Genomic DNA, 13329 nt, shown 5'->3' on the forward strand with positions numbered 1-13329 from the left:
GTACTGCCGCGTCGTGACCGGCCGGTGACGTGCTGCCGGTCCGCTGCTGCGAGACGTCGCAGACAGTGGGCGACTGCTCGGCCCGCTCGGGGCGTGCACGCAGACCGCGACCGTAGGCTCCGGAGGTGTCGGGACCGTCAGGACCCGCTTCCGCTCGCCGCGAATCCTCAGCCTTCCGCGGTGCAGCGACCCTAGGCTGAGAGGACTCGAATCTCCAAGGAAGAGGACACCATGGCCTTCAAGCCCGGTTTCGACCAGTCCCCCGCCTTCAACGACCAGGGCCGTGGCGCCTGGGGCGCCGGCGCTGGTCAGCAGCAGGCGGGCTGGGGACAGACCCCGAACCAGTACCCGCAGCAGCAGTACCCCCAGCAGGGTCAGTACCCGCAGCAGGGACTGTCGCCCGAGCAGCTGCAGTACATGTACGACCGCCCGACCGCCGACAAGGTCGACACCGGCCGCATGTCCTACGAGGACACCATCGTCAAGACGCTCCTGGCGTTCGGCGTGCTCCTCGTCGGTGCGGTCGCCGGGTGGAACCTGCCCCCGGTCGTCTGGATCGTCGGCGCCCTGGTCGGCTTCGTGCTCGCGCTCGTCAACACCTTCAAGAAGAAGCCGTCGCCGGCACTCGTGCTGCTATACGCCTTCTTCGAAGGAATATTTGTTGGTGGCATCTCGGCCACTTTCAACGAAGTCTCCGACGGTATCGTCACCCAGGCGATTTTTGGCACTCTTGGGGTCTTCGCTGTCACACTGCTACTCTTCACGTCCGGCAAGGTGCGCGCGACGCCCAAAGCTACCCGTTTCTTCCTCGTCGCGATGGTCGGATACCTGATCTTTTCGATTGTCAGTATCGTCCTGCAAGCCACTGGCGTCACCGCGGGCTCGTTCGGTTTACGGAGTGAGCCGAGCTTCCTGTTCGGCATCCCATGGGGCGTCCTGATCGGCATCTTCGTCGTGGTCATGGCGGCCTACTCGCTGATCCTCGACTTCGACCAGATCAAGACCGGTGTGCAGCGCGGCGCTCCCCGCATCTACGCGTGGACGGCGGCGTTCGGCCTCATCGTCACCCTGGTGTGGCTGTACCTCGAGATCCTGCGCATCCTCGCGATCATCGCGAGCAGCCAGCGCAACTAGTCGACCCCGTTCGACACGGAGGGCCCCGGCGCACGCCGGGGCCCTCCGTCGTTCCCGGGGCCCCGTCGTTCCCGGGGCGAACGGCACGCCCGCTCCCCGCGCACGCACGAGGGCCCGGCACGCAGTGCGTGCCGGGCCCTCGGAGCGTCAGGGAGCGCCTACTCCCACTCGATCGTCCCCGGCGGCTTCGACGTGACGTCGAGCACGACCCGGTTGACGTCGGGCACCTCGTTCGTGATGCGGTTCGAGATCTTCGCCAGGGTGTCGTACGGCAGGCGCGTCCAGTCGGCCGTCATGGCGTCCTCGGAGGACACCGGACGGAGCACGATCGGGTGGCCGTAGGTGCGGCCGTCGCCCTGCACGCCCACCGAGCGGACGTCGGCGAGCAGCACGACCGGGCACTGCCAGATCTCCTGGTCGAGGCCGGCCGCGGTGAGTTCCTCGCGGGCGATCTTGTCCGCCGCACGGAGCAGCTCGAGTCGGTCCCGCGTGACCTCGCCGACGATCCGGATGCCGAGACCCGGGCCGGGGAACGGCTGGCGGCCGACGATGACCTCGGGCAGCCCGAGCTCGCGACCGACCGCGCGGACCTCGTCCTTGAACAGGGTGCGCAGCGGCTCGACGAGCTCGAACGTCATGTCCTCGGGCAGGCCACCCACGTTGTGGTGCGACTTGATGTTCGCCGTGCCCGAGCCACCGCCGGACTCGACGACGTCGGGGTAGAGGGTGCCCTGGACGAGGAACTTGACCTCGCCGGAACCCTCGTCGCCGCGCGCCTCGAGGACGAGTGCCTCGGCCGCGGCCTCGAACGTGCGGATGAACTCGCGCCCGATGATCTTGCGCTTCTGCTCGGGGTCGCTGACACCGGCGAGGGCGTCGAGGAACTGCTGCTCGGCGTCGACCGTGACCAGGCGGACACCGGTCGAGGCGACGTAGTCCTCCTCCACCTGCTTGCGCTCGTCGGCGCGGAGGAGCCCGTGGTCGACGAACACGCAGGTGAGCTGGTCGCCGACGGCCTCGTGCACGAGCGCTGCGGCGACGGCGGAGTCGACACCACCGGAGAGCCCGGCGATGACCCGCGCGGAACCGACCTGCTCGCGGATGCGGGCGACCTGCTCCTCGATGACGTTGTTCGCGTTCCAGTCGCCCGGGAGCCCGGCCGCACGGTGCAGGAAGTTCTCGAGCACGGCCTGGCCGAACGCGGAGTGCTTGACCTCGGGGTGCCACTGCACGCCGTAGAGCTTGCGCTCGTCGGACGCGAACGCCGCGACGGGCGTCGACGCGCTCGACGCGAGGACCTCGAAGCCCTCGGGCGCCTTGGCCACGGAGTCGCCGTGCGACATCCACGTGACCTGCGACGCCGGCTGGTCGCCGAGCAGCACGCTGTCGGTCCCCGTGACGGTGACGTCGGTCGCGCCGTACTCGCGCTGGCCGGTCTGGGCGACCTCGCCGCCGAGCGACTTCGCCATGGCCTGGAAGCCGTAGCAGATGCCGAGCACCGGGACGCCGAGGTCGAGGATGCCGCCGTCGAGTGCGGGGGCACCCTCCTCGTAGACGGACGACGGGCCGCCGGACAGCACGATGGCCGCCGGGTCCTTCGCCTTGACCTCTTCCGCGGTGATGGAGTGCGGGACGATCTCGCTGTAGACGTTCGCCTCGCGCACGCGACGTGCGATCAGCTGCGCGTACTGGGCGCCGAAGTCGACGACGAGGACTGGACGCTGGTCGGTCTCGCTCACCGAGCGGCCTCCTTCTCACGCTGCTGGGCAGCGGTCAGCTCGTGGTAGGTGTCCATGGCCTTCTTCTGCATGCGGTGCTCGACCACGAAGGACATGAAGGGGATGATGCCCCCGAGGGCGATGAGCAGGAAGCGGGACGGCCTCCAGCGCATGATGCTCCACAGACGGAAGTCCGTGAAGAGGTAGAGGACGTACAGCCAGCCGTGGGCGATGAGGATCGCGATCGACAGGTTGAACGTGCCGGGCGCCTCACCCGCGGTGCCGTTCGGGACGAAGAACGGCCCGTTGCCGAGCTGCATCTCGCGCTGCAACGGCGTGTACTTGATGATCACCTCGACGACCAGGGCGAGCAGCAGCACGCCCGTGATGTACGCCGAGACGCGGTACCACTTGACGGCCCCGGGGATCTTCGGGACGTCGCGGGGGCGGACGGTCAGAGCCATGCCGACGATCCTACCGTCGGACCGTGTCGGCACCCGAGCCGGCGGTGGCCCCGTCGTCCGCGGGACCGCCGGCAGGAGCGACGGACGACGCGGAGCCAGCCGCGGCCTCGAGGCCCTCCTCCTGTTCACGTTCGAAGGCGTCCTTCACGAACCGGTACCAGAGGAAGACGGCGAACCCGGCGAAGACGACCCACTCGACCGCGTAGAACAGGTTGAGCCAGTCGAACTGGACCTCGCGCGTCGGGGCACGGTCGGCGATGGTGCCGAGGCCTGCGGCCTTCGCGGTGGTGCCGTCGGCGACGACGTACCCGATGTACATCCGGTCGTCGAACGCCTTCCAGGTGTTCACGAACCGGGCGGGGGCGACGGCGGAGAACTCGCCCTGCTGGTACTTGTCCTGGTCGGGCGACTCGGCGGGGTAGTACCGCCCCTCGACGGTGACGCGGTCGCCGTGCGCGATCCGCTCCCCGCCGGCGAGGGCCTCGCGACGCTGGTCGGACCACCCGATGACGACGGGCAGGCTCGCACCGCTGCCCGCGTCGACCAGGTGCCCGACCGCCTGGTAGGTGCCGCCGCCGGAGCGTCCGGTGAGCAGGGTCGTGTCCCCGGCGACGAACGTGCCCGTGACGGTCACCAGCTGCCCCGCGAGCTGTTCCGGGGCGCCCCGCTCGGGCTCGGTGACGTCGTCGAGCGCCTTGCGCGTCTCGGTCGTGGCGGGCAGGGGCTTGCCGTTCGCGATGCTCCGCTCCAGCTGCCACTTGCCCAGTCCGGCGAACACCGCCGCGAGCACGAGCGCCAGCAGGAGCAGCGCGATCCACCTCGGTCGTCGGGCTACGGCCCACATCTGTATCAGTACTCCGGATCGCGCTGGCGGACCGGACGCGTTCGGCGTTCGGCGGGGACCTCGACCGGCGACGTCACGGGTTCGACGGTCTCCGGGTCGGCGGTCTCATTGTCGCGCGCTTCCCTGCCCGCCGCCTCCACGAGGGCGAACTCCTCCGCGAACTGCCGGTCGCGCTCGGCACGCCGGGCTGCGGCCGCAGCGTCCTGGTCGGCGACCCCGGCCTCGGCCGCGGCGTCCGCCGCCTGGTCGAGCGCGGGACCGGCCGGGACCGCGCCGGCGCCGCGGCCGAGCCGCGAGCGCAGGCGCGTGCGCAGCCGCGCGACGCGCGCCGGCCGCACCACGAGGCGGCCGATCCGGTCCGAGTTCACCGCGAGCAGCGGCCCGAGGACGGCCATGACGAGGACGTAGAGGCCCGCGAACGCGGTGATCCGCGCCTCCAGGCCGGCGGCGGCCGACAGCGTCGCGAGGATGAGCGCGAACTCGCCGCGGTTCACGAGGATCACCGCGGTGTTGATGCCCTGCTGGACGCTGAACCCGTTCATCCGGGCGACGAGCTGCCCGGCCACGGCGTTGAGCGCGACGGTCATGCCGATCGCGCCCAGGACGGGCCAGAGCACCTCGCCGAAGGTCGACAGGTCGAGGCCGAGCCCGAAGTTCACGAAGAAGAACGCCGCGAAGACGTCGCGCATCGGCAGGGCCAGCTGCTCGATGCGGTCCCGGTAGCGGGTCGCGCCGCAGAGCAGGCCGATCACGAACGCCCCGATCGCGTCGGTGACGCCGAGCAGGTCGCCGATGCCGCCGAACATCACCGCGAGGCCGAAGAACAGCACCGTGAACAGTTCGTCGTCGCGGGTCGCGAAGATCTTCGACACCCACTTGCCGGCGAACCGGGCGAGGGTGAACATCACGACGAGGAACCCGAACGCCAGGCCGAGCTTGCCGACCACGCCCCAGACGTTCGTGTCGCCGGACAGCACGACCGAGACGATCGCCAGGTAGATGGCGATGAAGACGTCCTCGATCACGGTGACGCCGAGGATCATCGGGGTCTCGTCGTTCGCCAGGCGCCGCAGCTCGATGAGCAGCTTCGTGACGATCGCACTCGACGACGTCGCCGTCATGCCCGCGATGATCAGGGCTTCACGGGTGCCCCAGCCGAGCGAGAACCCGAAGGCGAACCCGATGCCCATGTTGATCGCGACGTACGTGCCGCCGGACACCAGGAGCTTGCCGGCGTTGCCGTAGAACTCCTCCTGGTCGAACTCCAACCCGAGGTTGAACAGCAGCAGGATCAGACCGAAGGTCGCGATGAGCTCGATCGTGTGCGACTCGACGTTGAGCCCGATCCACGGGGTGTGCGGGCTCGCGATGAGCCCGACCACCATGTAGATCGGGATGGCGGGCAGACCGATGGTCTTGCCCAGTCGCCCGAGCACGTAGGCGATGACGAAGAGCACACCGATGGTGAGCAGTTCGCCGCCGAGGTGCACGGGTCAGCTCCCGGGCGGCGCCTCGGCGGCGGCCGCCGCCAGCTGTCCGCTGCGGTAGAAGGAGAACGCCTTGGCGACCTTCTCGGGAGCGCCCGCGACGACGATGGTGTCACCGGGGAACACGACGAAGTCGGGCGAGGGCGCGGGGTTCGCGCTGTCGCCGCGGACGACCGCGACGACGGTGAGGCCGATGAAGCCCGAGTCGTGCAGGTCACCGAGGGGCTTGCCCGCGATGGCGTCGTCGTAGTCGACGCTGAACCAGTCGATCGACAGTCCGGGGATCTCGTCGAGCTTGTCGAGGCCCTCGGTGATGCGGGTGCCGCCGAGGAGCTCGGCGAGCGTGTGCGCCTCGTCCTCGCTCAGGCGGAGCGAGACCTTCTCGGACTTGTCCGCGCCGTCGGAGACGTCGGCGAACGAGATGAGGTCGGAGTGCCCCGACCGGTGCGTGATGACACCGCACTTGCCACCGTCGTCGGTGTAGAAGCTGTGCAGCACGCCGACTCCGGGGAGTTTGACGCGATGGACGTCGACCATGATGGCTCCCTTGGTGAGTACCCCGATGATAACCACCGGCTCGTTCCGGGCATTCCGGCCGTAGGGTCTCCGCATGGGGTGGACACGTGTGACGGCCGTCGGTGGGATGGTGCTCGTGATCGGGTACGCGGCACTGCTCGCGGTGCACGCACTGGTCCTCGATCCGCTCGCGGCCGTACCGGGGACGTCGCTCCGGGCGATCTACGCCGGCGTCGACGCGATCGGGCTCAGCACGACCCAGGACATCGCGGGGGTCCTGGTGAGCGCGGGCACCGGTGTCGCCCTCGCGGTGGGGACGGCGGTGCTCGGCGTGCGACAGCGCATGCCGCTCCCCGTCATCGCGGTCTGCCACCTCGCGCTGCTCGCGGCCGGGGCTGCGGCGGTGTTCCAGTCCGGCTTCTTCCTCGGTATGGACGTCGCCGACGCCTTCGGCGTCTCCGGCGGCGTGCACGCCTGGTCCGGGACGGCACTCTTCACCGTGAGCGCGGTCGCGCTCGTCGGCATCCCGGTGGTGTTCGCCGCGACGATGGTGCGGACCGCCCGCCGGTCGCGCACCGCGGGCTGACGACGGACGGGAGGCGCGTGGCGGGCCCGCCACGCGCCTCCCGTCCGTCACCGGGCCGGCACCGCTACTCCGGCTCGGACGTCTTCTCGCCGATGACCTGCTCGTCCGAGGCCTTCGCGCCCTCGGCACCGCTCGACCGGCCGCCGCCGACGACCACGTCGTCCTCGTCGAACCCGAACGCGATGTCCGGTGCCTCGAGCCGCACGCGGTCCGCGGACTCGTCGTCGGGCTGCAGCTGCGACTCCCGCTCGGCGGCGACCCGCTTGAGGTAGTTCGCGACCTCGTGCTCGGTCGTCTCCTGGTCCCAGCCGAGAACGTCCGCCATGAGCTTCGCCGCGACCGGGGCCGCCGACTCGCCGCGGTCCCAGGCCTCGATCGAGATGCGGGTGCGGCGGGCGAGGACGTCCTCCAGGTGCAGGGCGCCCTCGTGCGAGGCCGCGTACACGACCTCCGCGCCGATGTAGTCGTCGGCCTGCGGCAGCGGCTCACCGAGCGACGGGTCCGCGTCGACGAGCGCGAGCACCTCGGTCGCGAGCGTGCCGTACCGGTTCAGCAGGTGCTCGATCCGCACCTTGTGCAGCCCCGCCGCGCGGGCCGTGCGGCCGCGGCGGTTCCACGCGGCCGGGTACCCCTCGGCACCGAGCAGCGGGATGTCCTCGGTCGTCGACTCCGGGATCTTGCCGTCCATCGCGGCGACGGCCTCGTCGATCGCGTCCTTGCCCATCACGCGGTAGGTCGTCCACTTGCCGCCGGCGACGACCACCAGCCCGGGGACGGTGTGCGCGACGACGTGCTCGCGGCTGAGCTGCGAGGTCTGGTCCGACTCCCCCGCGAGCAGTGGACGGAGGCCGGCGTACACGCCCTCGACGTCCTCGCGGGTGAGCGGGACCGCGAGCACCTTGTTCACGTGCTCGAGGATGTAGTCGATGTCCGCCGCGGTCGCCGCCGGGTGCGCCTTGTCGAGCTCCCAGTCGGTGTCGGTGGTCCCGACGAGCCAGTGCCGGCCCCACGGGATGACGAAGAGCACGCTCTTCTCCGTGCGGAGGATCATCCCGGTGTTCGACTGGAACCGGTCGCGCGGGACGACGAGGTGCACGCCCTTGGACGCCCGCACCTTGAACTGGCCGCGCGTGCCGATCATCGCCTGGGTGTCGTCCGTCCAGACGCCGGTCGCGTTGACGACCTGCTTCGCCCGGATGTCGAACTTCTCGCCCGTCTGGATGTCGTGCGCGTGGGCTCCGACGACGCGCTCGCCGACCTTGATGAAGCCCTCGATGCGGACCCGGCTGGCCGCGAGCGCACCGTACGACGCGGCGGTGCGGACGAGCGACGAGACGTAGCGGGCGTCGTCGACCTGCGCGTCGTAGTAGGTCATGCCGCCGACGAAGGCGTCCTTCTTCAGGCCCGGCATGTTCTTGAGGACCTGCTTGCGGCTGAGGTGCCGGTGGTGCGGGACGCCGGGCGGGCGGCCGCCGGACCAGCTGAAGACGTCGTACATCGCCATGCCGATGCCGATGTAGAACCGCTCCCAGACGGGGTGGGTGAGCGGGTAGAGGAAGCGGACCGGCTTCACGAGGTGCGGCGCGATGCGCTGGAGCAGCAGTCCGCGTTCGATGAGGGCCTCGCGCACGAGCGAGAAGTTGAGCTGCTCGAGGTAGCGGATGCCGCCGTGCACGAGCTTCGACGACCGGCTCGACGTGCCCGATCCCCAGTCGCGCGCCTCGACGATGCCGACGCTCAGGCCACGGGTGACGGCGTCGAGCGCACTGCCGCCGCCGACGATGCCGCCGCCGACCACCAGGACGTCGAGCTCCTTGGTCTTCAGGGCCTCGATCGCCGCGGCGCGCTCCTCGGGGCCGAGCTTGGCCGTCGGGTCGAAGCCGACGCCCTGCGACCGGCCGGTGGCGGCTGAACCGCTCGTGCTGCCGTCGCGGCCGGTCGCTGCCTTGTCGGTCGTGCTGCCGTCGCGGCCGGTCGCTGCCTTGTCGGTCGTGCTGGTGGGTGCCTTCGCCATCGTCGCCTCCGAGCGTCCACGCCCGGAGCCGGCCCCCGAGCACGTTCCGAACCGGGTCCGCCCCGGCACGGTCGGCGCCGGGATGTCACCCGTGCGGGAGCACGGGACGCGTCACTGCTGGTGGTACGGCGCCACGACCACTTCTACTCGCTGGAACTCCTTGACGTCGGAGTACCCGGTCGTGGCCATCGACCGTCGGAGTGCGCCGACCAGGTTGGCCCGGCCGTCCCACGACGGGGTGGGGCCGTTGAGGATGTTCTCGAGCGGGGCGATCTGCCCGACCTCGACGCGGCGGCCGCGGGGCAGCTCGAGGTGGTGCGCCTCGGCACCCCAGTGGAAGCCACCACCCGGAGCCTCGGTCGCGCGGGCGAGGGCGGTGCCGAGCATGACCGCGTCGGCGCCGACCGCGATCGCCTTGACGATGTCGCCCGCGGTGTCGAGACCGCCGTCGGCGATGACGTGCACGTAGCGGCCGCCGGACTCGTCCAGGTAGTCACGACGGGCACCCGCGACGTCGGCCACCGCTGTCGCCATCGGCGCGTGGATGCCGAGCGCGGCACGCGTGGTCGAGGCCGCGCCGCCGCCGAAGCCGACGAGCACGCCCGCGGCACCGGTGCGCATGAGGTGCAGCGCCGACGTGTACGTCGAGGCACCGCCGACGATCACCGGCACGTCGAGCTCGTAGATGAACTTCTTGAGGTTGAGCGGCTCCTGGTTCTGGGAGACGTGCTCCGCCGAGACCGTGGTGCCGCGGATGACGAACAGGTCGACACCGGCGTCGACGACCGTCTGCGAGAACTCCTGCGTGCGCTGCGGGCTGAGCGACCCGGCGACCGGGACCCCGGCGGCACGGATCTCGGCCAGGCGTGCGGTGATCAGCTCGGCCTTGACGGGCTCCGAGTAGATCTCCTGCATGCGCTTGGTGACGTTGCCGTCGGTGAGGGTCTTGATCTCCTCGTAGTACGGCGTCGGGTCCTCGTAGCGGGTCCACAGGCCCTCGAGGTCGAGCACGCCGAGGATCCCGAGCTTGCCCATCTGGATCACCGTGGCCGGCGAGGACACGGAGTCCATCGGCGCGGAGAGGATCGGCGACGCGAAGGTGAAGGCGTCGATCGACCACTGCACGCTCACGTCGTGCGGGTCGCGGGTGCGCCGCGAGGGGACCACCGCGATGTCGTCGAACGCGTACGCCCGACTGCCGCGCTTGCCAGCACCGATCTCGACTTCAGTCACCGGGCAAGCCTAGCGGGCGGGGTGTCGCGGTGGCACGGGTGGACGGTGCAGGACGGCCGCTCGCGGGGACCGGTCAGCGCCGGGGACGACCGCTCGGCCGACCGCGGTGGCGACGGAGCACCCGGAGCACGAGGCCGAGCAGCACCGCGAGCACCACGAGGACGACCAGGAGCACGGCCGCGACCTTGACGAGCAGGGCCGCCCCGACGAAGAGCGCCGCGAACACCACCCACACCAGGGCGTCGAGCACGAGGGGGCCGGGGCTGCGCACCCGCGTCACGCTAGCCGACGGGCGGGGGGTAGGTCGGGCCTCACGGCCGCGACGAGGCACGACGCGGGTCGACGTGGCGGGGGTGGGTAGCGCCTCCAGACCGGTCGACCGGCCACGGGGCGGCGGCGACCCGCAGTCGCACCGGGCCCGGGCCCGGCCGAACGGACACGGACCGGGTACAGGACGGGGCCGCGCGGCGCATCAGCAGCCAGCGCGGCCCCGTCGGTGCGGATCCCGCCCCCACAGCGGTACCCGCGGGTCGACCGGGTGCTAGCGCGCCCCGTCGACGTCCTTGGCGAGCGTCCCCAGGTAGAGCTCGATGACCTTCGGGTCGTCGGCGAGCTCCCGCCCGGTGCCCGAGTACGCGTTCTTCCCCTGGTCGAGCACGTACCCACGATCGCAGATCTGCAGACAGCGCCGGGCGTTCTGCTCGACCATGATGATCGAGACGCCGGCCTTGTTGATGCGCCGCGTCCGGATGAAGGTCTCGTCCTGCCGCACCGGCGACAGGCCGGCGCTCGGCTCGTCGAGGAGCAGCACCTTCGGGTCCATCATCAGCGCACGCGCCATCGCGACCGACTGCCGCTCACCACCGGAGAGCGAACCGGCGCGCTGGTTGCGCCGCTGACCGAGGACCGGGAACAGGTCGTAGATGACCTCGAGCCGCTCGGCGAACTTCTTCGGGCGCAGGTACAGGCCCATCTGCAGGTTCTCCTCGATGGACAGCGAGGGGAAGACGTTGTTCGTCTGCGGGACGAAGCCGACGCCGGCCTGCACGAGCTTGTTCGCCTTGAGGTTCGTGATGTCCTCGCCCTGCAGCGTGACGGCGCCCTCGCGGACGTTCACCAGGCCGAACAGCGCCTTGAGGAGCGTCGACTTGCCGGCACCGTTCGGGCCGATGATGCCGATGAGCTCGCCCGGGTAGCAGTCGAGGTCGCAGCCGTTGAGGATGTTCACGCCCGGCAGGTAGCCGGCGACGAGGTTCTTGGCGCTGAGGACCGGTTCGCGGTCCAGGGTCGCCGTGCCGGTCGCGGTCGTCGCGCCGGTCGCGGTCGTCGCGCCGGTCGCGGTCGTCGCGCCGGTCGCGGTCGTCGCGCCGGTCGCGGTCGTCGGGTCCGGACTGGAGGCGCGGCTCGCGTCCGCTGCGTTCGGTGCGTCGGTCATCGGGTCGCCTCCTGCTCGTCCTGCTCGCGGTGGTCGGCCGCCGCGTCTTCTTCTGCGACCTCTTCGGCGAGTTCCTCGTAGGTCTCCTCGGTGAGGAGCGAGTCGTCGCCCAGGTCGGTGTCGTGGTGGGCGCCGAGGTACGCGTCGATGACGGCCTGGTCGTCCATCACCGTGTCGGCCGGCCCCTCGGCGACGACCTTGCCCTCGGCCATCACGACGACCCAGTCCGAGATGTGCCGGACCATGTGCATGTCGTGCTCGACGAAGAGCACCGTCATGCCGTCGTCGCGCAGGGACTTGATGTGCCCGAGCAGCGACTGGGTCAGTGCCGGGTTCACGCCGGCCATCGGCTCGTCGAGCATGATCATGCGCGGGTCGGACATGAGCGCCCGGGCCATCTCGAGGAGCTTCCGCTGACCGCCCGAGAGCGAACCGGCGTAGTCGTCCTTCTTCTCGAGGAGCTTGAAGCGGGCGAGGAGTTCCTCGGCCTTGGCCGTGATCTCCTGCTCGCGCTTCGACCAGAGCGGCTTCACGAGGGCGGCGAAGAAGTTCTCGCCCGGCTGGTCCCGCGCGCCGAGGAGCATGTTCTGCATCACGGTCAGGCGACTGAGCGCCTTCGTGAGCTGGAACGTGCGGACCATGCCCTTGTTCGCGATGTGCGTGGCGCTCGTCTTCTGCAGGGTCGCCCCGTCGAAGGTGGTCCGCGCGCCGGGGGTCGGCTTGTCGAACCCGGTGAGCAGGTTGAAGAACGTGGTCTTGCCGGCACCGTTCGGACCGATCAGGGCGGTGATGGAGCCGCGCTGGACCTCGAGGTGGTCGACGTCGACCGCGGTCATGCCGCCGAAGTGCCGGGTGACCCCGTCCACCGTCAGGATCGGGTCGGTCTTGCTGTGGGCGTACGTCTCAGACACTGAACGTCAGCTCCTTCTTGTTGCCGAGGAGTCCCTGTGGACGGAACACGATGAGGAGCATGAGCGCGACGCCGACGAGCACGTACGAGAACTGCTCGGCCTGCTGGGCGTTCATGATCGAGTCCGGGATGAAGTCACCCGCGAGGGTGCGGATGAACAGGCGGACGACGAAGAACAGCACGGAGCCGAGCACCGGACCGAACACCGTCGCGGCACCGCCGAGGATGAGCGCCGTCCAGATGAAGAACGTCATCGAGCGGCCCATCGCGTCCGGCTGCACCGAGCTCGGCAGGACGTAGATCACCCCGGCGAGCGCACCGAGCGCGCCACCGAACACGAGCGCCTGCATCTTGTACGAGTAGACGTTCTTGCCGAGGGAGCGCACGGCGTCCTCGTCCTCGCGGATGGCCTTCACCACGCGGCCCCACGGGCTGCGCATGAGCAGGAACAGCACGAGCGTGAACAGGGCGACGAGGCCCCACGCCGCGATGCGGATCCACCAGCCGTTGACGCCGTTGTTCGAGTACGTGAACCAGAGGATCGACGTGGTGCCGTCGGGCAGCGGGCTGAGCGCGTTGAACGGGTCGCGGTAGGCCGAGCCGGCGATGCCGTTCGAGCCACCGGTCGTCGTGGTGAGCAGGCTGGAGCGTCCGACCATGCGGATGATCTCGGCGCCGGAGATCGTCACGATCGCCAGGTAGTCACCGCGCAACCGCAGGGTCGGGACACCGAGGATCACCGCGAAGACGATCGCCACGGCGAGCGCGACGAGGACGGCCACCACGAAGGGCAGTCCGTTCGTGATCGAGATCGCGAACCCGTAGGCACCGAGCAGCAGGAACGCCGCCTGGCCCATGTTGATCAGGCCCGTGAGGCCGAAGTGCACGTTGAGGCCGATCGCCGCGAGGGCGAACGCCGCCGTGGTCGGCGCGAGGGCCTCCTGCGTCAGCGAGCTGAGCAGGTTCAGGATGTAGTCCATGTCGGTGC

The 13329-nt window shown here is 70.2% G+C and carries 13 protein-coding genes; 2 read left to right on the forward strand and 11 right to left on the reverse strand.

Annotated elements, in window-relative coordinates:
* Positions 1 to 231: 231 nt before the first annotated feature.
* Positions 232 to 1134, forward strand: coding sequence for a Bax inhibitor-1/YccA family protein (locus QOL15_RS15320; protein ID WP_071246109.1), 903 nt, complete (start codon positions 232 to 234; stop codon positions 1132 to 1134).
* Positions 1135 to 1292: 158 nt separating this feature from the next.
* Here QOL15_RS15320 and guaA read toward each other — a convergent pair whose 3' ends face one another.
* From guaA to QOL15_RS15345, 5 genes are read right to left on the reverse strand one after another with little or no spacing between them, the layout of a single operon-like run.
* The gene (gene guaA / locus QOL15_RS15325) at positions 1293 to 2873 is read right to left on the reverse strand and encodes a glutamine-hydrolyzing GMP synthase (RefSeq protein ID WP_071246107.1); all 1581 of its coding nucleotides are present in this window, start codon (positions 2871 to 2873) and stop codon (positions 1293 to 1295) included.
* A complete protein-coding gene (locus tag QOL15_RS15330; RefSeq protein WP_065964398.1) occupies positions 2870 to 3316 on the reverse strand; it encodes a DUF3817 domain-containing protein in 447 nt (148 codons plus the stop codon). The genes guaA and QOL15_RS15330 overlap by 4 nt, the downstream gene beginning before the upstream one ends.
* A 10-nt stretch (positions 3317 to 3326) precedes the next feature.
* Entirely contained in the window at positions 3327 to 4160 is an 834-nt protein-coding gene (locus QOL15_RS15335; protein ID WP_071246105.1) for an SURF1 family protein, read from the reverse strand.
* Positions 4161 to 4165: 5 nt separating this feature from the next.
* On the reverse strand, positions 4166 to 5650 hold the full coding sequence (locus QOL15_RS15340; RefSeq protein WP_071246103.1) for a cation:proton antiporter: 1485 nt from the start codon (positions 5648 to 5650) through the stop codon (positions 4166 to 4168).
* Positions 5651 to 5653: 3 nt separating this feature from the next.
* A complete protein-coding gene (locus QOL15_RS15345) occupies positions 5654 to 6184 on the reverse strand; it encodes a cation:proton antiporter regulatory subunit (protein ID WP_071246101.1) in 531 nt (176 codons plus the stop codon).
* A gap of 73 nt (positions 6185 to 6257) precedes the next feature.
* Between QOL15_RS15345 and QOL15_RS15350 the strand changes: the two genes are divergently transcribed.
* Positions 6258 to 6749: a hypothetical protein gene (locus QOL15_RS15350; protein ID WP_175473079.1), complete on the forward strand. Its 492-nt coding sequence runs from the start codon at positions 6258 to 6260 to the stop codon at positions 6747 to 6749.
* A 64-nt stretch (positions 6750 to 6813) separates the two neighbouring features.
* Here QOL15_RS15350 and QOL15_RS15355 read toward each other — a convergent pair whose 3' ends face one another.
* From QOL15_RS15355 to QOL15_RS15380, 6 genes are all read right to left on the reverse strand, one after another.
* Entirely contained in the window at positions 6814 to 8763 is a 1950-nt protein-coding gene (locus tag QOL15_RS15355; protein WP_254784083.1) for a glycerol-3-phosphate dehydrogenase/oxidase, read from the reverse strand.
* 111 nt (positions 8764 to 8874) lie between these two features.
* Positions 8875 to 9996, reverse strand: a complete 1122-nt coding sequence (locus tag QOL15_RS15360) for a GuaB3 family IMP dehydrogenase-related protein (protein WP_065964410.1) — start codon at positions 9994 to 9996, stop codon at positions 8875 to 8877.
* 73 nt (positions 9997 to 10069) lie between these two features.
* Positions 10070 to 10267: a hypothetical protein gene (locus QOL15_RS15365; RefSeq protein WP_071246097.1), complete on the reverse strand. Its 198-nt coding sequence runs from the start codon at positions 10265 to 10267 to the stop codon at positions 10070 to 10072.
* Between the two features lie 270 nt (positions 10268 to 10537).
* Positions 10538 to 11431, reverse strand: a complete 894-nt coding sequence (locus QOL15_RS15370; RefSeq protein WP_253181541.1) for an ABC transporter ATP-binding protein — start codon at positions 11429 to 11431, stop codon at positions 10538 to 10540.
* Positions 11428 to 12342, reverse strand: coding sequence for an ABC transporter ATP-binding protein (locus QOL15_RS15375; protein ID WP_071246095.1), 915 nt, complete (start codon positions 12340 to 12342; stop codon positions 11428 to 11430). Before QOL15_RS15375 ends, QOL15_RS15370 begins: the two co-directional genes overlap by 4 nt.
* Entirely contained in the window at positions 12335 to 13321 is a 987-nt protein-coding gene (locus QOL15_RS15380) for a branched-chain amino acid ABC transporter permease (RefSeq protein WP_065959955.1), read from the reverse strand. The genes QOL15_RS15375 and QOL15_RS15380 overlap by 8 nt, the downstream gene beginning before the upstream one ends.
* Between the last annotated feature and the right edge of the window lie 8 nt (positions 13322 to 13329).

The sequence above is a fragment of the Curtobacterium sp. MCBA15_012 genome (assembly GCF_001864935.2).
Lineage (GTDB): Bacteria > Actinomycetota > Actinomycetes > Actinomycetales > Microbacteriaceae > Curtobacterium.

What these genes read in the sequence shown, in the direction of transcription:
- QOL15_RS15320 (WP_071246109.1), top strand. Translation starts at nt 232, where the DNA reads ATGGCCTTCAAGCCCGGTTTCGACCAGTCCCCCGCCTTCAACGACCAG.
- QOL15_RS15330 (WP_065964398.1), bottom strand. Translation starts at nt 3,316, where the DNA reads ATGGCTCTGACCGTCCGCCCCCGCGACGTCCCGAAGATCCCCGGGGCC.
- QOL15_RS15335 (WP_071246105.1), bottom strand. Translation starts at nt 4,160, where the DNA reads ATGTGGGCCGTAGCCCGACGACCGAGGTGGATCGCGCTGCTCCTGCTG.
- QOL15_RS15345 (WP_071246101.1), bottom strand. Translation starts at nt 6,184, where the DNA reads ATGGTCGACGTCCATCGCGTCAAACTCCCCGGAGTCGGCGTGCTGCAC.
- QOL15_RS15350 (WP_175473079.1), top strand. Translation starts at nt 6,258, where the DNA reads ATGGGGTGGACACGTGTGACGGCCGTCGGTGGGATGGTGCTCGTGATC.
- QOL15_RS15355 (WP_254784083.1), bottom strand. Translation starts at nt 8,763, where the DNA reads ATGGCGAAGGCACCCACCAGCACGACCGACAAGGCAGCGACCGGCCGC.
- QOL15_RS15370 (WP_253181541.1), bottom strand. Translation starts at nt 11,431, where the DNA reads ATGACCGACGCACCGAACGCAGCGGACGCGAGCCGCGCCTCCAGTCCG.
- QOL15_RS15380 (WP_065959955.1), bottom strand. Translation starts at nt 13,321, where the DNA reads ATGGACTACATCCTGAACCTGCTCAGCTCGCTGACGCAGGAGGCCCTC.